The organism is Streptomyces sp. NPDC057010 (assembly GCF_042673805.1).
Lineage (GTDB): Bacteria > Actinomycetota > Actinomycetes > Streptomycetales > Streptomycetaceae > Streptomyces.
On the sequence record NZ_JBHUSC010000005.1, the window covers coordinates 180,745 to 204,054 of the forward strand.

19 protein-coding genes are annotated in these 23,310 nt (G+C 73.0%); 8 read left to right on the forward strand and 11 right to left on the reverse strand.

All coding sequences use genetic code 11. The features are described from left to right. The first annotated feature begins 78 nt into the window (after window positions 1–78). From ACFTXQ_RS08405 to dacB, 3 genes are all read left to right on the forward strand, one after another. Window positions 79–894, forward strand: coding sequence for a YhjD/YihY/BrkB family envelope integrity protein (locus ACFTXQ_RS08405; RefSeq protein WP_382637079.1), 816 nt, complete (start codon window positions 79–81; stop codon window positions 892–894). A 71-nt stretch (window positions 895–965) separates the two neighbouring features. After that, window positions 966–2,192: a hypothetical protein gene (locus ACFTXQ_RS08410; protein WP_382637081.1), complete on the forward strand. Its 1,227-nt coding sequence runs from the start codon at window positions 966–968 to the stop codon at window positions 2,190–2,192. Window positions 2,193–2,296: 104 nt separating this feature from the next. Beyond that, window positions 2,297–3,940 (forward strand): D-alanyl-D-alanine carboxypeptidase/D-alanyl-D-alanine-endopeptidase, encoded by a 1,644-nt coding sequence (gene dacB / locus ACFTXQ_RS08415; RefSeq protein WP_382637082.1) that lies wholly within the window; start codon window positions 2,297–2,299, stop codon window positions 3,938–3,940. 16 nt (window positions 3,941–3,956) lie between these two features. Here dacB and ACFTXQ_RS08420 read toward each other — a convergent pair whose 3' ends face one another. Both ACFTXQ_RS08420 and ACFTXQ_RS08425 read right to left on the reverse strand, forming a co-directional pair. Then, window positions 3,957–5,615, reverse strand: coding sequence for a protein kinase (locus ACFTXQ_RS08420; RefSeq protein ID WP_382637084.1), 1,659 nt, complete (start codon window positions 5,613–5,615; stop codon window positions 3,957–3,959). 85 nt (window positions 5,616–5,700) lie between these two features. Continuing rightward, complete coding sequence (locus ACFTXQ_RS08425; protein ID WP_382637085.1) at window positions 5,701–6,489, reverse strand: NAD(P)-dependent oxidoreductase; 789 nt, start codon at window positions 6,487–6,489, stop codon at window positions 5,701–5,703. 58 nt (window positions 6,490–6,547) lie between these two features. On the opposite strand from ACFTXQ_RS08425, the gene ACFTXQ_RS08430 reads away from it, so the two are divergent. Both ACFTXQ_RS08430 and nadE read left to right on the forward strand, forming a co-directional pair. After that, window positions 6,548–7,465 carry a LysR family transcriptional regulator gene (locus ACFTXQ_RS08430; protein WP_382637087.1) on the forward strand — a complete coding sequence of 306 codons (918 nt, stop codon included), beginning with the start codon at window positions 6,548–6,550 and terminating at the stop codon, window positions 7,463–7,465. Window positions 7,466–7,565: 100 nt separating this feature from the next. Further along, on the forward strand, window positions 7,566–8,396 hold the full coding sequence (gene nadE, locus ACFTXQ_RS08435) for an ammonia-dependent NAD(+) synthetase (protein ID WP_382637089.1): 831 nt from the start codon (window positions 7,566–7,568) through the stop codon (window positions 8,394–8,396). Here the strand turns inward: nadE and ACFTXQ_RS08440 are convergent. From ACFTXQ_RS08440 to ACFTXQ_RS08450, 3 genes are all read right to left on the reverse strand, one after another. Continuing rightward, complete coding sequence (locus tag ACFTXQ_RS08440; protein ID WP_382637091.1) at window positions 8,393–9,595, reverse strand: DUF6545 domain-containing protein; 1,203 nt, start codon at window positions 9,593–9,595, stop codon at window positions 8,393–8,395. The two genes, nadE and ACFTXQ_RS08440, sit on opposite strands and share 4 nt — an antisense overlap. Then, on the reverse strand, window positions 9,588–10,247 hold the full coding sequence (locus ACFTXQ_RS08445) for a hypothetical protein (RefSeq protein ID WP_382637093.1): 660 nt from the start codon (window positions 10,245–10,247) through the stop codon (window positions 9,588–9,590). Before ACFTXQ_RS08445 ends, ACFTXQ_RS08440 begins: the two co-directional genes overlap by 8 nt. A gap of 86 nt (window positions 10,248–10,333) precedes the next feature. Further along, window positions 10,334–10,549, reverse strand: a complete 216-nt coding sequence (locus ACFTXQ_RS08450) for a hypothetical protein (RefSeq protein ID WP_382637094.1) — start codon at window positions 10,547–10,549, stop codon at window positions 10,334–10,336. A 246-nt stretch (window positions 10,550–10,795) separates the two neighbouring features. On the opposite strand from ACFTXQ_RS08450, the gene ACFTXQ_RS08455 reads away from it, so the two are divergent. Beyond that, window positions 10,796–11,773 (forward strand): hypothetical protein, encoded by a 978-nt coding sequence (locus ACFTXQ_RS08455; RefSeq protein ID WP_382637096.1) that lies wholly within the window; start codon window positions 10,796–10,798, stop codon window positions 11,771–11,773. 40 nt (window positions 11,774–11,813) lie between these two features. Here ACFTXQ_RS08455 and ACFTXQ_RS08460 read toward each other — a convergent pair whose 3' ends face one another. From ACFTXQ_RS08460 to ACFTXQ_RS08470, 3 genes are all read right to left on the reverse strand, one after another. Next, entirely contained in the window at window positions 11,814–12,422 is a 609-nt protein-coding gene (locus ACFTXQ_RS08460) for a helix-turn-helix domain-containing protein (RefSeq protein ID WP_382637097.1), read from the reverse strand. A 402-nt stretch (window positions 12,423–12,824) separates the two neighbouring features. Next, a complete protein-coding gene (locus ACFTXQ_RS08465) occupies window positions 12,825–14,420 on the reverse strand; it encodes a serine/threonine-protein kinase (RefSeq protein WP_382637098.1) in 1,596 nt (531 codons plus the stop codon). Between the two features lie 66 nt (window positions 14,421–14,486). Continuing rightward, on the reverse strand, window positions 14,487–15,086 hold the full coding sequence (locus ACFTXQ_RS08470; protein WP_382637099.1) for a 2'-5' RNA ligase family protein: 600 nt from the start codon (window positions 15,084–15,086) through the stop codon (window positions 14,487–14,489). Between the two features lie 158 nt (window positions 15,087–15,244). On the opposite strand from ACFTXQ_RS08470, the gene ACFTXQ_RS08475 reads away from it, so the two are divergent. Together ACFTXQ_RS08475 and ACFTXQ_RS08480 are read left to right on the forward strand one after the other, a co-directional pair. Then, the gene (locus ACFTXQ_RS08475) at window positions 15,245–17,635 is read left to right on the forward strand and encodes an ATP-binding cassette domain-containing protein (RefSeq protein ID WP_382637100.1); all 2,391 of its coding nucleotides are present in this window, start codon (window positions 15,245–15,247) and stop codon (window positions 17,633–17,635) included. A gap of 109 nt (window positions 17,636–17,744) precedes the next feature. Then, window positions 17,745–18,455 carry a hypothetical protein gene (locus ACFTXQ_RS08480; RefSeq protein ID WP_382637101.1) on the forward strand — a complete coding sequence of 237 codons (711 nt, stop codon included), beginning with the start codon at window positions 17,745–17,747 and terminating at the stop codon, window positions 18,453–18,455. Window positions 18,456–18,473: 18 nt separating this feature from the next. Here ACFTXQ_RS08480 and ACFTXQ_RS08485 read toward each other — a convergent pair whose 3' ends face one another. From ACFTXQ_RS08485 to ACFTXQ_RS08495, 3 genes are all read right to left on the reverse strand, one after another. Next, window positions 18,474–19,706, reverse strand: a complete 1,233-nt coding sequence (locus ACFTXQ_RS08485) for a GDSL-type esterase/lipase family protein (protein WP_382637103.1) — start codon at window positions 19,704–19,706, stop codon at window positions 18,474–18,476. A gap of 93 nt (window positions 19,707–19,799) precedes the next feature. Then, window positions 19,800–21,278 carry a branched-chain amino acid ABC transporter substrate-binding protein gene (locus ACFTXQ_RS08490; RefSeq protein WP_382637104.1) on the reverse strand — a complete coding sequence of 493 codons (1,479 nt, stop codon included), beginning with the start codon at window positions 21,276–21,278 and terminating at the stop codon, window positions 19,800–19,802. 4 nt (window positions 21,279–21,282) lie between these two features. Continuing rightward, entirely contained in the window at window positions 21,283–23,283 is a 2,001-nt protein-coding gene (locus ACFTXQ_RS08495) for a hypothetical protein (RefSeq protein ID WP_382637106.1), read from the reverse strand. Window positions 23,284–23,310 lie beyond the last annotated feature (27 nt).

Sequence of the window (23,310 nt, forward strand, 5' to 3'; positions counted from 1 at the left end):
CCGACGGTGACGTCGTACGCCGACCGTGCGCCTCCGGGACAGTGGCCTCTCCCGCGGCGCGGTCCTACCGTGAAGAGCATGGCCGGTGCCACGAGCCCCCTGTCTCCGTTCGGGCGGGCGCGCCGTGCCGTGCGGCGGATCCGGGCCGGCCGGCGGTGGGGGCAGGTCAGCGCCCTCGCGCTGTGGCAGCGTTCGCTGGGATTCGCGGCGCTCGGCTTCCTCACCCTGGTACCCCTGCTGATCGTCGTGTCCGCGGCGTACCCGGCGAGCGGGCGCGGGTTCGCGCAGTGGCTGGGGGACGGGCTCGGCGTCTCGGCGGCCGCCAGAGCAGAGATCGAGCGACTGTTCGCCCTGCCCGGTGAAGCCTGGCGCACCACGACGGCGTTCGGCCTCGCCGTGCTCACCGTCTTCGGGGTGTCGTTCGGCACGGTGGTGCAGGCCGGCTACGAGAAGATCTGGGATCTTCCCCCGGCCCGCTGGTGGGCCAGGTGGCGGCACGTCGTGTGGCTGGCCGTGCTCATCGGGCTCCTCTTCCTGTCCGCCCTCACCCCGGTGTGGCGCGACTCCCCCGCCCGCGGGCTGGTCACCGTGGCGAGCGGCACCCTGTTCTTCTGGTGGTCCCAGCGGATGCTGCTCGCCGGCCGGGTCGCCTGGAGCGCGCTGCTGCCCGGCGCGGTGGCCACCATGGTCGGGCTGCTCGGCCTCAGGCTCTTCTCCCGGCTCGTGTTCTCGCCGTTGATCGCATCCGGCGCCGTCACCTACGGACCGTTCGGCACGGTCCTCGTGATCCAGTCCTGGCTGGTCGGCGTCGGCGTGGTCGTCTTCGGCGGCGCCTTGGCCGGCCGGCTCCTCCACGACGCCCTTCCCCCGCACCGACGTTCCGTCCCTCTGTGACCCACCGGGCCTGCTAGAATGCGGGTGTTGGCCTTCGGCGCGCACACTTCCAGCGTCCGGAGGCTTTTTTCATGCCTTCCGACGACTACGCACCCACCACATCACCCGCCCCCACCGGCTACCGCGCACTGCTCCGCAACCGCGAGTTCGCCGGCCTGTACGCCGGCCTCACGTTGACGGTCGCCGCGACGACCCTGTCGGGCTTCGCGCTCGGCAGCCTGGTCAACGAGCAGACCCGCTCGCCCTTCCTGACGGCCGTGAGCATGTACGGCGCCACGTTCGCGACGGTGCTCGGCGCCCTGACCCTGATGTCGGTCGCCGACGGCGAGCGCCCACGCCGGACGCTCGTCACCCTGCAGTGCGTCGCGCTGGCCGGTATCGCCGCGCAGGCCCTACCGGGGCTGCCGTTGGCGGCCCGCTTCGGGCTGCTGCTGGTGCTGGGGTTCTTCCAGTCACTGGGGACCGGCACGCGGATGGGACTGCTCGCCGAGGTCGTACCGGCGGCCACGTACGCGCTGGCGCGTTCGCTGATGAACATCACCTCGGGCGGCATGGCGATCCTCGGCTACGCCACCGGCGCCCTGCTGCAGCGGTACCTGACCCCCCAAGGGGTCTTCCTCGTCGCGGCGGTCCTCACCGGACTGGGGCTGGCCGCGGTCGCGGCCACCGTCCGGGAACGCTCGATCCGGCTCACCCGCCGCCCCGGACTGCGCCAGACCTGGACGACGAACCTCGCGCTGTTCTCCCACCCCGGCCGGCGGGCGCTGCTGCTGAACCTGTGGGTCCCCAACGGCCTGATCGTCGGCTGCGAGGCCCTGTTCATCTCCTACGACCCGGGCCACGCCGGCACCCTCCTGGCCGCCGGATCGGCCGGCATGCTGCTCGGGGACCTGACCGTCGGCCGGTTTCTGACCGCTGGCCAACGCCGCCGCCACTCCTTCGCCCTTCGGCTGCTGCTCGCCGCCCCGTTCCTGCTGTTCGCGATGCACCCGCCCGTACTGGTCTCGGCCGTCGCGGTGTTCATCGCCAGTGCCGGGTTCGCCGCCACCCTGCCCTTGCAGGAGCAGCTGCTCGACCTGACACCCGATCCGGTGCGGGGTCAGGTCCAGGGCGTCGAGTCCGCCGGCCGGATGACCTGGCAAGGACTCGGAGCCGCGCTCGCCGGAGCCGCCGCCCAGTACCTCACTCCCGGCACGGCGATCGCCGCCGCCGCCGTGGCCTCCCTCGTGGTCACCGTGGCCTCCCGGCCGGCGGTGCTCCGCGCGGACGCCATCGCCGTCCCTGCCGACCGGCTCTAGGCCGGGGGCGTACGGAGGTGACATGCGCGCCGCAGCGTGCCGTGCCACCCTGTTCACAGGTATCGGGGACCCGGGAGGAACAGCCGCGGCGAACGGAGCGCGCTGTGGAACGTCCGATCCGCTTCACGACGCTGCGGCGCCGGGTCGCCGCCGGCTGCGCCGCCGTGCTGTTGGCCGTACTCGCCACGGGTACCGGAGCCCGCGCGGCCCCCTCACCTTCACCCTCGCCCTCTCCCTCCCCGGCGCCGTGGCCGACCGGCGTCGGGGATCCGGGCCGGCTCGACCCGCGCATCACGCAGATCATGCGGAAGCCGGAGTACCGCCATGCCCAGTGGGGGCTCCTGCAGACCGGACCGGCCGGCGGACAGGTGCGGCACAGCCTGTTCCCCGGGCAGTTCTTCATCCCGGGCTCCACCGCGAAGCTCTTCGCCATCTCCGGCGCCTGGCAGACCCTCGGCGCGGACCACCGCTCCGTGACACCCGTCTACGCCGTCGGGGAGCGCCGAGGGTCCACGCTCACCGGGGACCTCGATCTCGTCGCCCAGGGCGACCTCACCCTGGGCGGCCGTACCCGCCCCGACGGCACGGTCGCGTACACCGACCTCGACCACACCTACGCCGACGACTTCCCCGGCGCGACCCTCACCCTGGAGAACCCCCTCGCCGGGATCGACGGGCTCGCCCGCCAGGTCCGCGACTCCGGCATCACCCGCGTCGAAGGCGACGTGATCGTCGACGGCCGGCTCTTCGCCCCCGACCCCGAACTCGACCCCGTCCCCACCCCTCTGATCGTCAACGACAACCTCATCGACCTGCTGACCACGCCCGGCGACCGGGCGGGCGCGGACGCCCGCCTGGACTGGCGGCCGAAGGTCGCCCCGTACGAGGTCACCTCCACGGTCAAGACCGTCGCGGCCGGGAAGCCGACGGACATCACGGTCACCGCCACCGGCGGCGGGACCCGGATCCGGCTCACCGGGACGATCGCCGCGGACGCGAAGCCGCTGCTGCGGACCTCGCCCGTCACGGACCCTGCCGCGTTCGGCCGGACCGCGCTGATCGAGGCGCTCGGCCGCGCCGGGGTGACGGTCACCGCCGATGCCACCTCCGCCAACCCGGTCGCCCGGCTGCCGCGCGACTACGACGGCAGGCCGCGGGTGGCCGCGTACACCTCACCTCCGTACGAGCAGTACGCGAAGCTGATCCTGAAGGTCAGCCACAACCTGGGCGCCAACCTGGCCATCTGTCAGCTGGCCGTCAGCACCGGCAGCCACCAGTGCGCCGACGGCTTCCCGGTGCTCTCCGCCTTCCTGGAACGGGCCGGCGTCGACCGCGGGCAGGTGGAACTCATGGACGGCCGCGGCGGCAACCCGGCCGACCGCACCACACCCCAGGCGCTGGTGCAGATGCTGGCGTACTGGCAGCGCACCCCCGAGGCGCAGCGGTTCAGGGAGGCCCTGCCCATCCTCGGCGTCGACGGTCTGCTGGCCGAGAACTGCCGCAGCTGCCCGGCGCGCGGAAAGGTCTTCGCCAAGACCGGCGCGGCCGTCGGAGGCGACCTCCTCAACGACGCCCTGTCCGTCGGCGCCATCACCATCGCCGGCTACCTCGACAAGGGCGGCGGCCGCTTCGACACCTTCTACGCGGGCGTCACCGGCGCGGCCACACCGACCGCGGACCCCGCGGGTGTCGTGGCCATCGCCAACGACCTCGCCCTGATCGCCGCCTACCTCCAGGAGTCGCCCTGAGCCGGCTGCCCGCTCCTCAGGACTCCCGCCAGACGGTCATGTCCGCGGTGATCCAGTCGGGCACGCCCTCCAGCTGCACGGTCGACTTGATGCGGATGACGAGCAGGGCGATGTCCCCCGACGGATGCCTGACGCAGATCTCGCTGCCGGCCGCCGTCGCGGCCAACGGGAGCTTGTGGCCCGCGCCTTCACCCGTCAGGAGGCGGCAGGTGTCGAGGGAGCCGGTGCCCGGATCGGCGTACAGCAGGGTGATCGCGCTCTCGTCGCTCTCCAGCTGGCAGCCGAGGACCTTGCAGTTCAGGCGGATGTCCCCCGAACGGTCCGTGCGATTGACCGGTTCCTTGATGCCGATCGAGTTCTTCTCGTCCAGGCGCACCATGGGGTAGGGGAAGGCCTTGGGCTGCTTGGACGGTTGGGGTGTTTTCGGCGCGGGTCCGGAGGCTCCCGGCGTCCTGCCGCCGTTCTCCGCCCCGGCCGGCCCCGACCCCAGGGGTTTGCCCTGGGCCGTCGCGGCCGAGCCGGTGGGGTGGGCCGGGGACGCGTCCAGTTCGCGCAGCCTGTTCGCCGCTCCCTTGCCGATCCAGACCAGACCCGTCAGCAGCACGGCCCCCGCCGTCACCGCCGCTGCCGTAACCAGCGCGATGCGCCGCTTGCGTGCCCGGCGTTCCTCCGGCCCGACCGGCTCCTCAGGCTGCGGCGGGCGCCAGTCCATCGGCGCCGGCACCGCCATCGGCGTCGGCGTCGGCGTCGTGTGCACCGCGGTCGGATGCGGGACCGGAGCCGGGATGACCACCTCCGGGCCCGTCACCTCCCGCCAGACGGCCGGGCCGCCGCCGGCGTCGGCGTCCTTGCCCAGCCGCTGCCGGCACCACGTCACGATCTCGGCCGGGGTGGCCCGTTCTTCCGGATCCGCGGCCAGGCACCGGGCGATCAGCGGGCGCAGGGGTTCCGGCAGCCGGGACAGGTCGGGGTCGGAGTGCACGATCCGGAACAGCACGGTCATCGAGGGGCCGTCCCCGTACAGCGGCTCGCCCAGTGCCGCGAACGCCGCGGTCTGGCCCAGCGCGAAGACGTCCGTGGCGGCCGTGGTCTCGCCCGCCAGCGCCTGCTCGGGGGCCATGAACTGGGGCGTGCCGATGGCGCTGCCCGTGGCGGTGGGCGCGGTGGTGCCCGAGGCCAGCGAGATGCCGAAGTCGATGACACGGGGTCCGTCGGCGGCCAGGAGTACGTTCGACGGCTTCAGGTCGCGGTGCACGATGCCCGCACCGTGGATGGCCTGCAGGGCCTCGGCCACCCCGGCCATCAGCCACAGCACGGCGGGCACCGGCAGCGGTCCGCGGCGGTTGACGGCCTCCGTCAGCGAGGGGCCGGGCACGTAGAGGGTGGCCAGCCACGGCGGCACGCCCTCCGCCTCGGCGTCGATCAACTCGGCGGTGTACGCGCCCCGGACCCGCCGGGCCGCCTCCACTTCGCGGCGGAACCGCCGCCTGAACACCGGGTCTTCGGCCAGTTCCGGCCGTACCACCTTGATGGCCACCGGGCGGCCGCCCTGCGTGTGCGAGAGGTAGACCCGGCCCATGCCGCCCGCGCCGAGCCGGGCCACGAGGCGGTAGCCCCCCACGGTGGACGGATCGTCCCCCTGCAACGGCTGGAACACCTCGGTCGCGCTGTTCATCGGCCTCCCCCGATCCCCCGATCAACCGATGAGTTGATCCACATCACTTTAAGTGCGGGGAGCGGGCAGGGACTTCCTGGGAGGGTCAGGGCCTGAGGTGCGAGAGGTCCCGGGCGGCCAGGCGGGGGTCCGCGGTGAGGAGCTCGTGGACGGTCTCGAGGAGTGGGAGGGCCGTGTGGGCGGTGGCCAGGGCGACGTCCTTGGCCGCCAGGGCGAGCGGGAAGTGGGAGGCCTCGGCGAAGGTACGGGCCACCGCGCCCGCCAGGGGGCCCCTGGACAGTTCGGTACGGACCAGGTCCGCGGGCAGGCCGAGGGCCTGGCCGAGTCTGAGGGTCTCGGAGACCACGGCCACCCCGCCGATCACCGCGTTGATGAGGACCAGTTTGAGGGCGGCGCCGGAGCCGGGGGCGCCGCATTCGGTGATGTCGCCGAGGTGGCCGAGGACCGTACGGACCGGGGCGGGGAGGGGGCCGCCCGCCAGGATCCACAGTTCTCCGGCGGCGGCGCGGTCCACGCTGCCCATCACCGGGGCGTCGGTGAGGGTCACCCCGTCGGGGAGGCGGGCGGCCAGGTCGCCGATCGTGTCGGGGCCCACGGTCGAGGTGTCGATCCAGTGGGTGCCCGGGCGCAGCGCCGGGAGGACCGATTCGGCCACGGCGTGGGCGGCGGCCGGGTCGGCGAGCATCGTGATGACGACATCGGCATCGCGGACGGCGTCCGCGGGACCGGCGGCGAGGCGGGCGCCGGCGGCGACGAGGGAGTCGGCCTTGTGCTGCGTACGGTTCCAGACGGTCAGCGGGTGTCCGGCGGCGAGCAGGCGGTGGGCCATCGGTGCGCCCATGCTGCCGAGGCCGAGGAATGCGATCTTGTCCATGCGGTCGACCGTAGGGCCGGCACATTGATGCGACAAGCGAATGTCTAGCATGGGAACCATGCCGGAACCGCATGGGTTGTACGAGGTCTTCCTGCGCGTCGCGCGCGAGGGGTCCTTCACCGCCGCCGCTCAGGGGCTGGGGTACACGCAGTCCGCCGTGTCCCGGCAGATCCAGGCCCTGGAGGAGGAATGGGGGGCCGCGCTGTTCGACCGGCTGCCGCGCGGGGTGCGGTTGACGGAGGCCGGGCGGGTGCTGCTGCCGCACGCCGAGGGCATGCGGGGGCGGCTCCGCGCGGCCCGTGCCGAGCTGGACGCGCTGCGCTCCCTGGGCGGGGGCATGCTGCGGATCGGGGCCTTCGCCGCGGCCGACGTGACGCTGGTCCCGCGCGCGATGGCCGCGTTCGGGGAGCGGTATCCGGGCGTCACCGTCGTCCACACCGAGGGGCCCACCGCCAAGCACGTCGCCCTGCTCGCGGAGGGCGGCCTCGACCTGGCGGTGCTGAGCACTCCGGACGGGGTTGCGCTGCCCGGTCCGGATCTGCACCACCTGCTGGACGAGCCCATGTACGTGGCCTTGCCGCGGGCGCACCGGTTCGCCGGGCGGGCCGGGGTGCGGCTGGCGGAACTGGCCGACGAGGAGTGGATCGAGGGCGATGTCCGGCCGGAGCGGACGCTGTTGGCGCCCGCGCTGGCCGACGGGTTCCGGCCGCGGGTGGCCTTCCGGGTCAACGACTGGACGGCCAAGCAGGGGTTCGTCGCCGCGGGCCTCGGCATCACCGTGCTGCCGGCGCTCGCGGCCGGCGCGGTCCGGGCCGACGTCGCCCTCGTCCGCGTCGACCGGGCGGACCTCCCCTGCCGGAAGGTCTACGCGGGCACGCCCCGGGGCCTGGGCCACTCCCCCGCCGTCGGCGCCTTCCTCACCCTGCTGCGCAGCACCGCCGCCGACCTGAGCCGTCCGTACCGTGCCGGTCAGTAGCAGCGCCCGTCCACGCCGGGCCTCCGCCGCGGAGCCGCGCCGCAGGCTCTGGGTAGGGTGGGCGGCACAGCACATCGTGAATCGGAACCAAGGAGCAGACGTGAGCGAGTCGGCGTCCATCGCCCTGCAGCAGGAGATCGCCCGGGAACTCGAGGTCGCCGAGACCTTCGAGGCCGAGCGGGAGATCGAGCGCCGGGTGGCCTTCCTCGCCGAGCGGCTGACCTCGACCGGTCTGCGCTCCCTCGTGCTCGGCATCAGCGGCGGCGTCGACTCCACCACCACCGGCCGGCTGTGCCAGCTCGCCGTCGAGCGGGCGCGGGCCGCCGGGCACGAGGCGCGGTTCTACGCGATGCGGCTGCCCTACGGGGTCCAGGCCGACGAGCACGACGCCCAGCTCGCGCTCGCCTTCATCCGGGCCGACCACGTGCTGACCGTGGACGTCAAGCCCGCGAGCGACGCCGCGCTCGAGGCCTCGCGGGCCGCCGGCGTGAGCTTCCGCGACGCCCACCACGAGGACTTCGTCCACGGCAACATCAAGGCCCGCCAGCGCATGATCGCCCAGTACGCGGTCGCCGGCGCGCACGACGGCCTGGTCGTCGGCACCGACCACGCCGCGGAGGCGGTCTCCGGCTTCTTCACCAAGTTCGGCGACGGCGCCGCCGACCTGGTCCCGCTGACCGGCCTGACCAAGCGCCGGGTGCGCGCCGTCGCGGACGCGCTGGGCGCGCCCGCCGAGCTGGTGTGGAAGACCCCGACGGCCGACCTGGAGACCCTCGACCCGGGCAAGGCCGACGAGGACGCGCTCGGGGTCACGTACGACGACATCGACGACTTCCTGGAGGGCAAGCCGGTGGACGGGCGGGCCTTCGACACGATCGTGCGCCGCTACCGCCTCACCGAGCACAAGCGCCGGCTCCCCGTCGCCCCCTAACCCCCTACGGGCACGCCCGCGGCGGCCCGTACGGCCGGGTGTTTGAGGCGGCCCGCGACCTTGACCAGGTGGGCGCGTTCCTCGGCGGCGCTCAGGCCGCCGCCGGGCAGCGGGGCGGGCGCGGCGGGCGGATCGACGCCGGCGTTCCTGCGGGCGATGGCGTCGAGGAGGGTCGCAGCCGCGGCCGCGGCCCGTTCCTCCGGCTCCGTCCAGCGCTCGGCGCCCGCCGCCTTCCGGATCCTGTCGGCCGGCGCCGCGTCGAAGTACGGGCCGAGGCTCTGTACGACGGTGAGGATGTCGGCGATACGGGTCAGCAGGTGCCAGTCCCGTACGTCGAAGAAGCCCAGTGCGGTGAGCCGGTTGGGCTCGGCGAGCGCCATCCGCGGATCGGCGCGGCGCGTCAGCTCCCACAGCGGTGCGAGGGCGATGTAGTCGCGCCGGTCCGCCCGCCAGGCGGCGACGGCCGCGCCCGAGAACCCGTAGTTGATGACGAACGCCCCGATGGTGCCCGAGACGGGGCCGAGGCTGTGCAGCGGGTCGAGGGCGTGGGAGCCGAGCGCGCCCGCGAGCGTGGCGGGGGCGACGCAGACGACGTACCCGGCGATGAACCAGGTGGCGATGCTGATGTGGTGCAGGGCGCGGCTCAGCCGCGGGTCCCGCTGTGCGGAGAGCAGGGCGCTGCGGCGGAAGCGGATTGCGGTGGCCAGTGAGGCGTAGGCGAGGCCGGACTGGAAGGCGGCGAGCATGACGAGCGCCCCCGGGTCCCGGCCGTACGCGATGTTGAAGTCCATGGGGTGGGGGGTGTCCCCGGTGGCGGACAGCAGGAACCCGGCCGACATCACCAGCGCGAGCAGGCCGTAGACCGACAGGCGCACGGTGAGGGCGCTGACCCCGGCGAACGGGGGCATCCGCTCGGGCTGCCACTGCATCGCCATGACGTGGGTGTGGGCGAAGAAGCCCAGGATGCAGAAGAAGACGAGCAGCTCGGCGAGGTTCGGGGAGCCGGTGGCGGCGGCCACGGCCCGGTACACGACGGGTGTGGCGAAGAGGAAGGCGCCCACGCCCACGGCCGAGCAGGTGGCGATCAGCCGCAGCGCTCCGGAGCGCTCCCGGCGCCAGGCGATGATCTTGGCCGTCGTCGTGCAGCCGGCGATGGCGACGACGATGAGGTAGACGATGTCGGCCGCGTCCTCAGACACCGGTCCCCCTGTGGCGGAGTGCGGAATTGACCTCGGCCGAGTGGGCGGGCTCGTCGGCGTTGACGATCATGGAGACCATCAGCCGCCCCAGGATCTCGGCCTGGCGCTCCGCGGACGGGGCGCCGTGGGCGTGCGTACCGGCGGCGGCGCCGTCGGCTTCGGTTTCGGTTTCGGACGGGGCATGGGCACGGGGGTGCCTGTGCGTGGTGCCGGGGCCGGGAACGTCGAAGTACGTCCGGCCCAGCATCATCCGGCTCACCGCCGGGTTCAGTGCGGGCGCGAGGAGCGCGAGGATCTCGTCGTTCATGAGGTCGTGCCCGTGCTCCTCCGGGTCGTGGCCGAGGTAGATGTGTGCGAGTTCGTGGCCGATGACGACGGCCTGCAGCGTCTTGGGCGAATCCCGGTCGACGAGGAGGATCAACTCCTCGGGGGTGTGCAGGAGTCCGCCGGTGAGGGGGCGGCGCAGCGGCAGGTACAGGATGCGGATGGGCAGGCCCCGGCTGCGGCCGACCGCGTCGACCACTTCGTGCTGGGTCGGGTGGGCGGGGAGTCCGAGCCTGGTGCGGAAGTCCCTGCGTTCCCTGCGCAGTGTGCGCTGTTCCCGAAGCGTCTGTGCTGCGAGGCCGAGCGACGCCCGAATACTGCCCCCCACGACTCGTCCCTCCGACATCCTGCGGATGTACTCCGCGCTGCTTGTGGTGCTGTGGGCGCTCGCTTCCGGCCACCCACGGACTGAGATTAGTCCCAGCGGGTGTCGAGCGGCGCAGGGGTGGCCGCAGTCGCGTCCCCACGCGTGTCCGCCGGGGCCGAGTCCCAGCGCGTGTCCGCCGGAGCCGTGTCCCACCGCGTGTCCGCGGCCGCCGTGCCGCCGAGGACGGCCAGGGAGAGGAGGACCCCGCCGGCGAGGGCGGTCGCGGCGACGCCGGCTCGTGACGGCCTGCGGGTGCTGCGCATGATCTTCTCGATTCTCTCGTCGGTACCGGACTCGCGCTGCCTCCCGGCGGGCGCCCGGCGCGGCGGAGGGAGGGCCGGCCGGTGGACAGCCTCGCAGCTCAGCGGCTGTTTTGCGCCGGGAAGAGGCCGGTCCGCGCCTGGAGGGTCACACCTGGCAGCCTGTACGGTCCCCCGTGGGAAGATCAAGGAGATCAGGGCTTCCCATCGGCGCACTTCCTCAACTGGAAGCTGTCAGGGGGGTCGGTCTTGTACGAAGCAGGAGAAAATGACCTGCCCCCGCTCGCCCTGTCCCCCGCGGCCCGGGACGTGTACCTGAGGGTCACGAACGGGGCCCGGGTCACTGCGGAGGACCGTCCGGCGCTGGAGGAACTGCTGGCGCTGGAGCTGGTGACCCCCAGCCTGTACGTTCCCGGCCGGTTCGAGCCCACCGATGTCCAGCAGGCGGAACGCAACGCCGCCATCCGGGAACTCGACGCCATGCGACGGCACTTGGAGCGCCTGTCGTGGGTGCCGGACCTGTTCGCCGCGCTGCCGAGGAGGCCGGGACTGGCCCCGCTGGAGGGCATCGAACGACTGGCCTCGATCGACGATGCCAACCGGATGCTGACCACCCTCATCTCGGGGACCGAGTCCAGCGTCTGGTCGGCGCACCCCAAGGACCGGCCCGCGTGGAGCCTGGAGAAGTCCCTGACCCGCGAGCTGGAACTCGTCCGGCAGGGCAAGCAGTTCCGTACGATCTACCCCAGCTCCGCTCGTCAGCGCGAAGCGGAGAGCAAGTGGGTGAGCGCCATGTCGGCCGCGGGCGCGCAGGTGCGCACCCGTGTCCCTGACTTCGTCCGCATGATCATCGTCGACTGCCGGGCAGTCGTCGTGTGCGACCCCAAGGACCCGGAGGGGACGACGACTTCGGCCTACTGCATCACCCACCCGGTGGTGGTCTCGATCATGGTGGCCGTGTACGAGCAGCTCTGGGCCCGGTCCGAACCGTGGAAGGGCGGCAGGGGTCCCGAGCCGGCCGGCGCGGCGGTGACCACGCCGCAGACGCGCGCGTTGTACCGGATGCTGCGCTCCGGCAAGGGGCGCGCCGAGGTCGCCCGCCGGCTGGAGATCAGCGAGCGTACGGTCACCACCCTGCTGAACCGGCTCTACGAGGCGACGGGCACGGACAACCTGCTCGCGCTCGGCGAGTGGTGGGCCGGCTCGGCCGACCGCCACATGGACTGACCGGCCGGGCCCCTGGCCCGCCACTGCGGAGGCATCCGCCTCAGCCGCGCGCCGCGTCCCCGTCCCGCGTCCCCGGCAGCGGGCCGGCCATCCGGCCCAGCAGGGCCGGAATGCCCCCGGCCTCGCGCAGCATCGCCAGCAGCTCGACGTGGGTCATCGTGTCCCGTACGAGGTCGGAGTCGTCGGGCGCGAGGAAGAACTCGGCGCCGGCCTCGACACCGAAGTGCCTGGCGAGCGCCTGGAGCGGGGTGTCCGCGAAGTAGGAGGTCTCGACGCCGAACACGGCGGCGAGCTGCACGGTCGACTCCCAGCTCGGCTTGCTCTTCCCCGAGGTCACGTTGTAGAGCCACACGCGGCTCTTGTCGCACGCCTTGGCCACGTCGTCCCTCTTGAAGGGGTCGCCGGAGGCAGTGGTGCGCGTCTCGAAGAGGTGCTCCAGGCGGGCGCGGAAGAGCTCGGCATCGGCCGGGACGTCCTCGGCCGGCTCGCCGGACCGGAGCCGGGCCAGGTGGTCGAGGGGCACGCCGGTGGCCGCGCTGACCTCTTCGGTGGTCTGCGGACTGCCGCCCCTGCGGTAGATCCGGTCGAACAGGAAGTTCAGCCGTGCCGCGATCCGCTGCCCGTACTCATCCCCGGCTGCCCCGCTCATCGATACCTTCCCCGCCGTGGCCCGCCGCTGCCGCTGGATGCGGGCAGGGTGGCGTCAACTCCCCCTCTTGGTCATTCTCTCAGGGAAGACTCTCCCAGCCCGGGTTTGGTCGGGCAAGGGCAAACAGGACCAAGATCCGGACGGTCGGTACGGAGTCGGCCGGCCCGCGAACGGGCTTCTCCTCCTGACGCTACCTCAAACCCTACGGTGCTAACTATTGTTGACATCGGCGGCGTAACTGGAGCAAGATCCTGGTTGTGTCGCCGAGTCGCCACCGCCTTCGCCACCGCGAGGCCGGTGCGGGTTCGGCCGCGTGCGCCGCCACGGTTCCGGCTTCCACGGGGGAGAGGTCGGACCGTAGGCGGGCGTACGCACGTCTCCCGGCGGGTTTCCGGGTGGCCCTCAGCGGCTGCGGGTCAGGGCTGCCGGAGCGCCGGCCGACTGGGCTCCTTCCGACTCCAGCGTCAGCCGGTCCGGTTCCTCCATGATGAGCACGTAGAGGTTGCCCTGGGGGCAGTCGAGCACGGCCTCGCGGTCGGTCGGGTGGGCGGTCACGGCCTTGAAGACCACCCGGTTGCGGCTGACCTGCTGCAGTTCGAGGGCTTCCGTACACCCCAGGTTGCGTCCGGTGGCAACCTCCTTGAGGTCGCTGGCCTGCCGGCCCACGAGCTCCCCCACGGCCCCGGCGTGCAGGGTGACGGTGACGGCGAACTCACCGGTCCTGGCCCGGGAGATGCCGTCCGCGTCCGGCGTCCCGGGCCCGACACCGGTCCACGTCCCGACCCACGGGTCCGGGAGCGCGGCCGCGGACGGTGACTGGGCGGAGGACGTCGGGGTCGGGGTGGACGGGGCGGCCCGGCCGTCGCCGCCCAAGGGGAGGCGGATGGCGAGCGTGACGGCCACGGCGAGGACGACGGCGCCCCCGACCGCGCCCGTCAGCAGGGGCCCACGCGCCGCCCACCGGCTCCGGGGCCCGGAGGGAACGGCGGGGGACAGCGGGGTCACGGGAGTCGGGAGCGGCGGCGCCGCGGGAGCGGGCGGGGCCGGCGGCCGCTGAACGGGCGAAGCGCCGGTCTGCGTGGGCGGATGGGCAGGCACCTGAGGTGCGGCCAGGAGTCCCCGGAGCTCCGCCTCGCGGCGGGCGGCGTCCGCCACCAGCTCCGGCGGCACCGCCCCGGCCCACTCCCCCTCCTCCGCGGCGCCGAGCCGCGCCAGCGCCTCCTCGGCGGTCGGGCGCCGGTCCGGGTCCTTGGCAAGGCACTCCCGTACGAGCGGAAGGAGTGGTTCCGGCACGCCGTCGAGGAGCGGCTCGTCGTGGACGATCCGGTACAGGAGGGCCGGCAGTTCCAGCTCCTCGCCGTGCGCCAGGAAGGGGCTGCGCCCGGTGGCCGCGTACACGAGGACCGCGGCCAGGGAGAACACGTCTGCCGGGGCCCCGGCCACGGTGCCGGTCGCCTGCTCCGGTGCGAGGTAGCCGGGCGTGCCGATGACCGTGCCCGTCCGGGTACGGCGCGGGTCCCGCGCGGCGCGGGCGATGCCGAAGTCGATGAGGAAGGGCCGCTCCGGAGCGAGCAGTACGTTCGCCGGCTTGATGTCGCGGTGGACCACCCCTGCCGCCCGTACGGCGACCAGCGCGGCCGAGAGCTCCCGGGCCAGGCACCGCACGGCCGGCGCAGGCAGCGGCCCGTCGCGGCGCACCCAGTCGCCCAGTGAGGGCGCGGCGATGTACTCCGTCGCCAGCCACTGCGGCAGCGCCCCCGGCGGGCTGAAGTCCACCACCGAGACCGTCCACGCGCTGCGCACCCGGTCGTTGGTGCGTATCTCCCGGGCGAACCGTTCGGCGAAGTCGGGCTCCAGACTCAGGTCCCGGTGCACGGTCTTCAGGGCGAGGGGCCGGCCCGAAGGGGTCCGGGCGAGGAACACCTCGCCCATTCCGCCCTCGCCGAGCCGCCCCAACAGGCGGTACCCGCCGATCTCCGACGGGTCACCGTGCCGCAAAGACTCCACCAACTACCCCCGCCCCCATGGCCTTTGGCGCCCCTCGCGCACGGGCCGTCCGCGGGGTCACCTTAGAGGACGAACCACTTCGCCCGTGCCCAGGGCGATCGTGACGCGGGGTTCCATGGGCTCGTCACCGCGGCGCGAGAGCAGGACGACCTCGTGCACCTGCGCCGAGAGGCTGCCCAGGCGCGCGGCGCACTCCGCGGCCAGACCCTTCGGATCGCGGGTCCGCCCCAGTGACAGGTGCGGTGTGAAGCGCGGGAACCGGCCGCGACAGCCGGGGAACGGCTCCGCCAGGGCGGCCTGGAGCGCCGTCCACGGCCCGGGACCGGCCGCGGCGGGGTCCAGCCACACGGTGGAGTACGCGCGGTGCCGGAAGCTGTGCACGCCGCTCAGGCGCACGGCGAAGGGCTCGATCCCGGCGGCCGCGGCGGCCAGCAGCGGGACCGCCGCCGTGAAGTCGGTCTCCGGTACGAAGCCGAAGAGCAGGTTCACGTGCGGGGGCCAGCGGCGAATCTGGGGGTCGTGCTCGGCGCGGATGCTCTGGATGGGGGGCCACAGCCCGGCCGGCGGGAGCCATACGACGGCGGTCCGCGGCGTGGGCGCGACGTCGAGGAACCCGGGGGCGCCGGCTCCGCCGCCCGCGGTCGGTGACACGTTCACCCGGCCATGATGCCCTGCGGCCGGACGGCGGATCCGGACCCGGCGCTCGTGCGGGGCCGCGGATACGCGCGCCCGTTCGGCCCAAAGCTGGTTAGATCGAGCCAGGCGACGAAGGCGGCGACCGCGAGGGCGGCCCCGCGCGACAAGAGGGAGACACGATGGCCAGGGCCACCCGGACGGACACCCAGTCGCCCGCCCCGCACGAAGCCGACAGCCACGCCCTGATCCGCGTGCACGGAGCCCGCGTGAACAACCTCAAGGACGTCAGCATCGAGATCCCGAAGCGCCGCCTGACGGTGTTCACCGGCGTCTCCGGCTCGGGCAAGAGCTCCCTGGTGTTCGACACGATCGCCGCGGAGTCGCAGCGGCTGATCAACGAGACCTACAGCGCGTTCGTCCAGGGCTTCATGCCGACGCTGGCGCGGCCCGAGGTCGACGTACTCGAAGGGCTCACGACGGCGATCATCGTCGACCAGCAGCGGATGGGCGCCGACCCCCGCTCCACGGTCGGCACCGCCACCGACGCCAACGCGATGCTGCGCATCCTCTTCAGCCGGCTCGGGAAACCGCACATCGGCTCGCCCAAGGCGTACTCCTTCAACGTCGCCTCGATCAGCGGCGCGGGGGCCGTCACCGTCGAGCGCGGCGGACAGACCGTGAAGGAACGTCGCAGCTTCAGCATCACCGGCGGCATGTGTCCGCGCTGCGAGGGCCGCGGCGCGGTCACCGACCTGGATCCCGCCCAGCTCTACGACGACTCCAAGTCGCTCAACGAGGGCGCGATGACCATCCCCGGCTACAAGGCGGGCGGCTGGAACCACCGCCTGTACAGCGAGTCGGGCCTCTTCGACCCGGACAAGCCGATCCGCAGGTTCACCAAGAAGGAGCTGCAGGACTTCCTCCACCGCGAGCCGACACGCATGAAGATCGCGGGCATCAACATGACCTACGAGGGACTGGTGCCGCGGATCCAGAAGTCGATGCTCGCCAAGGACCGGGAGGGCATGCAGCCGCACATCCGGGAGTTCGTGGACCGGGCCGTCACCTTCACCACCTGCCCCGCGTGCGGGGGCACCCGCCTCAACGAGGGCGCCCGCTCCTCGAAGATCAACGGCATGAGCATCGCGGACGCCTGCGCGATGCAGATCAGCGACCTGTCCGAGTGGGTCCGCGGCCTGGACGAGCCGTCGGTGGCGCCCCTGCTCGCCACGCTGCGGCACACCCTCGACTCGTTCGTGGAGATCGGGCTGGGCTACCTGTCGCTGGAACGGCCCGCCGGCACGCTGTCGGGCGGTGAGGCCCAGCGCGTCAAGATGATCCGCCACCTCGGCTCCGCGCTCACCGACACCACGTACGTCTTCGACGAACCCACGACGGGCCTGCACCCCCACGACATCCAGCGGATGAACGAACTGCTGCTGCGGCTGCGCGACAAGGGCAACACGGTGCTGGTCGTGGAGCACAAGCCGCAGACGATCGCGATCGCCGACCACGTGGTCGACCTCGGCCCCGGCGCAGGCGCGGCCGGCGGCACCGTGTGCTTCGAGGGCACCGTCGAGGGGCTGCGGACCGGCGACACCATCACCGGACGCCACCTCGGCGACCGGGCCTCGCTCCGGGAGAAGGTGCGGAGCGCCACCGGCACGCTGGAGATCCGCGGCGCGAACACGCACAACCTGCGCGACGTCGACGTCGACATCCCGCTCGGGGTGCTGACCGTCGTCACCGGCGTCGCCGGATCCGGAAAGAGCTCGCTCGTCCACGGCTCGATCCCGGCCGACGAGGGCGTGGTGTCGGTCGACCAGAGCCCGATCCGCGGCTCCAGGCGGAGCAACCCGGCGACGTACACCGGGCTGCTCGACCCGATCCGCAAGGCGTTCGCCAAGGCCAACGGGGTGAAGCCGGCGCTGTTCAGCGCCAACTCCGAGGGCGCCTGCCCCACTTGCAACGGCGCCGGAGTGATCTACACCGACCTGGCGATGATGGCCGGGGTCGCCACCACCTGCGAGGACTGCGAGGGCAAGCGGTACCAGGCGTCGGTGCTGGAGTACCACCTCGGCGGCCGGGACATCAGCGAGGTGCTCGCGATGTCGGTGACCGAGGCCGAGGAGTTCTTCGGCGCCGGCGAGGCCCGCACCCCGGCCGCGCACCGCATCCTCGACCGCCTCTCCGACGTCGGGCTGGGTTACCTCACCCTCGGCCAGCCGCTCACCACCCTGTCCGGCGGCGAGCGGCAGCGGCTCAAGCTGGCCACCCACATGGCCGACAAGGGCGGCGTCTACGTCCTCGACGAGCCGACCACCGGCCTCCACCTCGCCGATGTGGAGCAGCTGCTGGGCCTGCTCGACCGGCTCGTCGACTCCGGCAAGTCGGTCATCGTCATCGAGCACCACCCGGCGGTGATGGCCCACGCCGACTGGATCATCGACCTCGGCCCGGGCGCCGGCCACGACGGCGGCCGGCTCGTCTTCGAGGGCACCCCCGCCGACCTCGTCGCCGCCCGGACCACCCTCACCGGCGAACACCTCGCGGCCTGCGTCGGCGCCTGACCGTGCCGGGGTGGCGGCCGCCGGGGCGGCTGCCTCCCCTCGGTGTCGGAGCGCGCCGCGGATCATGTGACCATGGCCCGTCGGCACATCCGCACCTCATGGGGGGACCATGCGCACCCGCACCACCACCGCCGCGACCGGCCTCGTAGCCGCGCTCGCGGTGCTGTTCGTCCTGGCCGGCTGCTCCGCACCGGGCGGCAGCCCGCGGGGGGCGGCGAGTTCCGCCGCCCCGGCCGCGCCGGCGCAGGGTGGTGGATCCGGTTTCGAGGGGCCCCGGCCGCAGGACCAGAACCTGCTGGCGTGGACCGGCGACCCCAACGACGCGGGCCATGTCACCGCCCAGTCCGCCGCCGGGGTCGGCGGGCGGGTCACCCTCGTACGGATCGTCCTGCGCGAACAGATCACCTGGTCGAACATCTGGCTGGGCCTGGCCGGCATCGACCCGAACGCCCAGCTCGCCAACTGCTACCTCGGTGTGTACGACGCCCGCGGCACCCTGGTCGGGGCCACCGCGGACATCTCGCCGCAGCTGATGACCGACGCCATCGCCAAACCGCTGCCGCTCGGCAAGCCGTTCACCGCCGCCCCCGGAACGTACTTCATCGCCCTCCTGCTCAACGGCAATTGGGCCACCAACGGCCTCACCCTTAAGGCCACGGGGGCCGGGATCTCGGTGAACGCCGGTCTGGCGCCGCCGCAACTGCGCTACAGCACCCTGCTGACCGGGCAGACCTCGCTGCCGGCCACCGTGAACCTCGCCGAGCAGTCCACCAGCACCATCAACACCGGCTGGGCCAGCCAGTGGTACGCGGTCTCCTGAGCGGCCCGACGGGTGGCTTCAGGCGGTGCCGGCGGCGAACGGGCCGCCGGGGCCGAAGGCCAGGGCGGCGAAGCGTTCGCCCATGAGGCGGTGCGTGGCGGCGTCCGGGTGGAGCTCGTCGGGCAGCGGCAGGGCGGCGAAGTCCGCCTCGCCGTAGAGCTCCCGGCCGTCGAGGTGGTGCAGGTTCGGGTCCTCGGCGGCCCGCTGCCCGACGATGCGGGCCAGCTCGTCCCGGATGACGCCCAGGGTCAGTTTTCCGGCGGCCCGTTCCGCGGGGTCGCCCGCGGCGCGGAACCGGATCCTTCCCTCGCCGAGGCCCTCGAAGTCGGGGGCGCTGGGGCCGGGGGTGTCCTCGTGGATGGGGCACAGGATCGGGGAGACGACCAGGAGCGGAGTGCTCGGGTGGCCCTCGCGGATGGTGTCGAGGAAGCCGTGCACCGCGGGGCCGAAGGCGCGCAGGCGCATCAGGTCGGTGTTGACGAGGTTGATGCCGATCTTGACGCTGATCAGGTCCGCGGGCCTGTCGCGCAGGGCGCGGGCGGTGAAGGGGTCGAGCAGGGCGCTGCCGCCCAGACCCAGGTTGGTCAGTTCCACGCCGCCGGCCGTTGCGGCCAGCGCGGGCCAGGTGGTGCTGGGGCCGGCGGCGTTGGAGCCGTGGCTGATCGAACTGCCGTGGTGCAGCCACCGCTTGCGGCCCCCGTCCGGCAGGGGTTCGACGGGGGCGTCGGTGCGCAGGGCCACCAGGTGGGTGATCTCGTTGTACGGCAGCCAGATCTCGACGTCCTTGACGCGGTCGGGGAGGCCGGAGAACCGGACGGTGCCGACCGGGCCGGGGCGGGTTTCCGCGGAGCCGGTGGCCATGTCCACCATCAGGACGTTGCCGCCGGTGACGCTGCCCTGCCCGGCCGGCCGGCCGTCGAGGAGCAGGTCGTACACGCCGTCGGGGCGGTCGGGTGCGCCCCGGTAGGCCATCTTGGTGCGCAGGGCGTCCAGTTCGACGGTGGTGGCACGGGTGCGGAAGGCCAGCCGTACGCCGGAGGGCTGGGCTTCCGCCATCGCCAGCTGCCCGTCGGAGCACTGGGCGCGCGCCCGGGCGGGCAGCCGGTGCGGCAGCAGCCCGTGCGCGGTGCGCTCCAGGTCGAGGGCGCCGCGCAGGAGGGCCGCGGTGATGGGGGTGCTGACGGGCGGAGTGGTCCAGTCCGTCGCCCGGGCCCCGGTGGGGTCGGGGACGTCGGAGAGCGGGTCGTTCATGCCTGCACTCTGCCGGTCGGATGCGTGGCCGGGCCATTCATTCCCTGGCCGGGGCCGGCCGCCGGCGCGTGGGGCGAGGGCGGCCGGCTTCCGCTACTGCGCCTCCGGCGGCTTGCCCTCCGCCGCCGACACCTCGACGAACTCGGCCATCCCCTTCACGTTGAGCCGGAGGATGGGAACCGCCTTGTTGCGGGGATTGCCGTTGTTCTGGAAGGAGATGAAGCCGCTGGCTCCGGCGACCTGCTGACTGCCGTCCATCTGGTGGAACATCCGGGCCACGGCGTCGCCGACGACCTGCCCCTGCCAGCGGGCGGCCATCTGGATGCCGTGGGCCGCGGTCAGGACGGCGTCGTGGCCCATCAGGGCCCCGCCGTCGTCGCGCGGGTCGTGCGGGAACCACTGGTCGAGCAGCCCGCCCTGCTGGAAGTTGCGCGCCGACGGGGCGGAGACCGCCTGCGGCGACGCGCGGTACATGTCCGGGTGCGAGAGGCCGGTGTAGAGGACCTCGACACCCGTTTCGGCGGCGTGGGCCAGCTGTTCGGCGGTCAGGTTGGTCGTGTCGTCCCCGGCGAAGACGGTGAACTTCTGCTCCGGACAACTGCGGTTGGACAGGGCGTCCAGGAAGTGGGTGAGGTGCCGGCCGCGTCCCGCGAAGTAGACGATCTGCGGGCGCTGGAGACACAACTGGCCGGGCATGTAGCGCAGTTCGTTCTGCCAGGCACTGCTGACGGAGGAGTCGTAGGTCATGCGTTCCGCGACCAGCTTGTGCTTCTCGCCCTCCTGGAAGGCCTCGGTGAAGGCCGTGCCGAGGGTGGAGGCGTACAGGTTGCCCTTGGCCACGTCCTGGATGACGACCGCGGTGCCGACGCCCCGCCGTTTGAGGTAGCCGGCGGCCGCGTACGCCTCGTCGACGTTCGTGGGGGCGACCCGTACGAAGCCGTTGATGCCCTGGATGTTCGTGGCCGTCATGGTGGCGCCGACCATGGCCAGGCCGTTCTCGGAGAGTCGCCTTATGGCGGCGAGGTTCTCGTCCGTACTGGGGCCGAGGCCGGCCACCGCGACCAGCCGGTCCGGGGAGCCCTTGCGGGCGATCAGCTCGTCGACGGTGTGCTGCCAGTGTGCCGATTGGCTGCCCGCGTTGGCGATCAGCAGCCGGATCTTGGGCGTGGCGGACAGGTCGCCGCGATTGTGCCGGTACTGGGCCAGGTAGGCGCCCTGGAGTTCGTGCCGGATGCCCTCGGCCGAGTTGCTGTCCTCGGCGGTCAGGGTGAAGGAGGTCAGGTACGCGACGCTGACGTAGGGCTCCTTGTCCGCGTTGGCCAAGACGCGTTCGTTCTCCTCGTGGATCTTCTTCGTGACCGCGTCGAGGTGCGGGGCGAAGGAGTAGGCGCCGTCGGTGACGCCGACGCACTCGTCGGGGGAGCCCTGTTCGACCACTCCGTCGGCACATCGGGACTGCCGCTCCTGGATCCAGTCGACTCCGAACCAGGCGGCCGCCGCCAGCACGACGGCGGCCACGGTCGCGAGGGCGACGCGGCGCACGACGTGCAGCGGCCATTCGACTCTGACCACGGGCTCAGCCCTCCCCTCCGGCGGTCTGGGGATCGCGCCAGTGGCGGTAGCGTTCGGCTTCGTTGAACAGGGCCACGATGTCGTTCCTCCGCAGTTGTGACAGCCGGGTGAAGCCGTCGGCGATCATGTCGTTGAGTCGCATGGCGGGGTCGGCGAGCGGATCGCTCCACACCCAGCGGGTGGTCACCAGCGTGTGGATCACGGCCTCGACGCCCATCACGGCGTCGGGTCTGCGCGGGCCGAGCCCGGCGAGGAGTTCCAGCGGGCCACCATCCGCCGGCAGGCGGTTGGGGGCCGCGGTGATCGCGTCGAACTCGGCGATCCACTGCAGCGCCGGGACGGCGCCGAAGCGCCACGTCAGGTGCGCGGTGACCTCGTCGGTCCGCCCCAGGGCGAGCAGGTGGTACATCTCCTGCACCTGTTTGCCCTCGCCCCGGTAGTACTCGGCGAGGAGCTCGTGCGCGGCGTCCCACGCGTCGGGGCGCCGGGCCAGCCGCCACAGCAGCAGCCGGCGCAGCCACGGGTGGAGTACGGGGACGACGGTGAGCGGGCCGGACAGCAGCCAGCGGGAGCGGATCTCCCCGAACAGTGCGTCGCCGGGGCTGAGGAGGCGGGTGCCGACGGAGAAGTCCCTGGCGGCGGCGCATTCGGCGAGGGCGGCGCGCTCGCTCTCGTCGAAGTCGCGCAGGAGGTGGCCGAGGGCGGTGTCGGCGAGGGTCGCGCTGCTCTCGCCGTCGCGCAGCGGCCGGTCCGGGAGGGAGCGCAGCCAGCGGTCCTGCTGCGGGCCCGAGTCCGGTGGCGGCCCGGACTGCCTCAGTACGTCGAGCACTTGGTGGACGGCGCGCGGCAGTCCGCCGGTCAGCCGGTGCACGAAGGGGGTGAGGCGGGTCAGCGGCGCCAGGTCGCTGTGGCCGCCGAGCTGGAGCTCTATGCGGATGCGCACCTCGTCCAGGTTGAGGTCGCGCAGGCGTAACGGGTACCACCAGGTGTCCTCGCTGTCGCGGGTCGGCCGGTGGGTGTTCCAGTCGGAGAGGGAGGCCCGGTCGGGGCCGCGCAGCTGCCAGGGCCAGGAGTCGCCGGTGGCGGCGCCCCAGCGGGGCAGCCAGCGGTTGGAGCTGGCGACGATGGTGAGCGGGTCGCTGTCGAGTCCGGCCACGACCGTGTTGTCGTGCCGTACGCGCAGCAGCAGGTCCAGGAAGCGGCGGCCGTACTCGGTGTGGGAGTTGTCGAGGAGCAGCAGGTACGAGCGGGGCATGAAGTTGCGGGCGGTGTTGCGCCTGAGGTCTTCCAGGAACGCCGAGAAGAGGACGAGGTCGAGCCGCTCCTGCTCGTTCTCGTCGCCCTCGTGGCGCCACAGGTTGAGCTCGACGAGCGCCTCCATGGGATCGCCGCTGCGGATCATGGGGTGGCGTCCGTACCAGTGCGCCCCGGAGGTGAGCCGGCTCCCGAACCTGCCGCCGAGCAGGTTGGGCACGGTGCGGCGGCCGCGGCGCAGGGCGTCCTGGAAGAGGGCGAGGGCGGCGGTGGAGGCGCCTTCCGGCATGCCGACCGCACCCATGCCGACTTCGAAGAAGGCGGCCAGGTAGTCGCCGTGCCGGGCCTCGTTCTCCTCCTGGAACCGGTCGAGCTGCCGCTGCACCGCGCGACGGCCCTCGGCGAGGCTGCGCATCCTCAGCTCCTGGTCGGAGGCGAGGAGGCCGAGGCTGAGCAGCGGGAAGTGGGAGCGGCCGTAGCGGGGCAGCTTGCGTTCGAGCTGGCGCGCGAGCAGGCCGAGGGCGTAGCGGGGCAGGAGTGACTGGGCTCCCGCGAAGTTGACGAAGGCGAAGGGGTAGTCGGGGCCGAAGTGCTCCATGAGTGCGCTGTGCGCCTCGCTGGCGCCGCTGCCGGGCGGGCCGAGCAGCATCGTCAGGGGCCTCTCGGCCGCGGGTGACTCCTTCAGGGACGCGTCGACCAGGGACAGGATGCCGCTGCGTCCGCGCAGGCCCATGCCTGTGCCCGGCTCCATCACGATTCCCCCCACCGGATGCCGTAA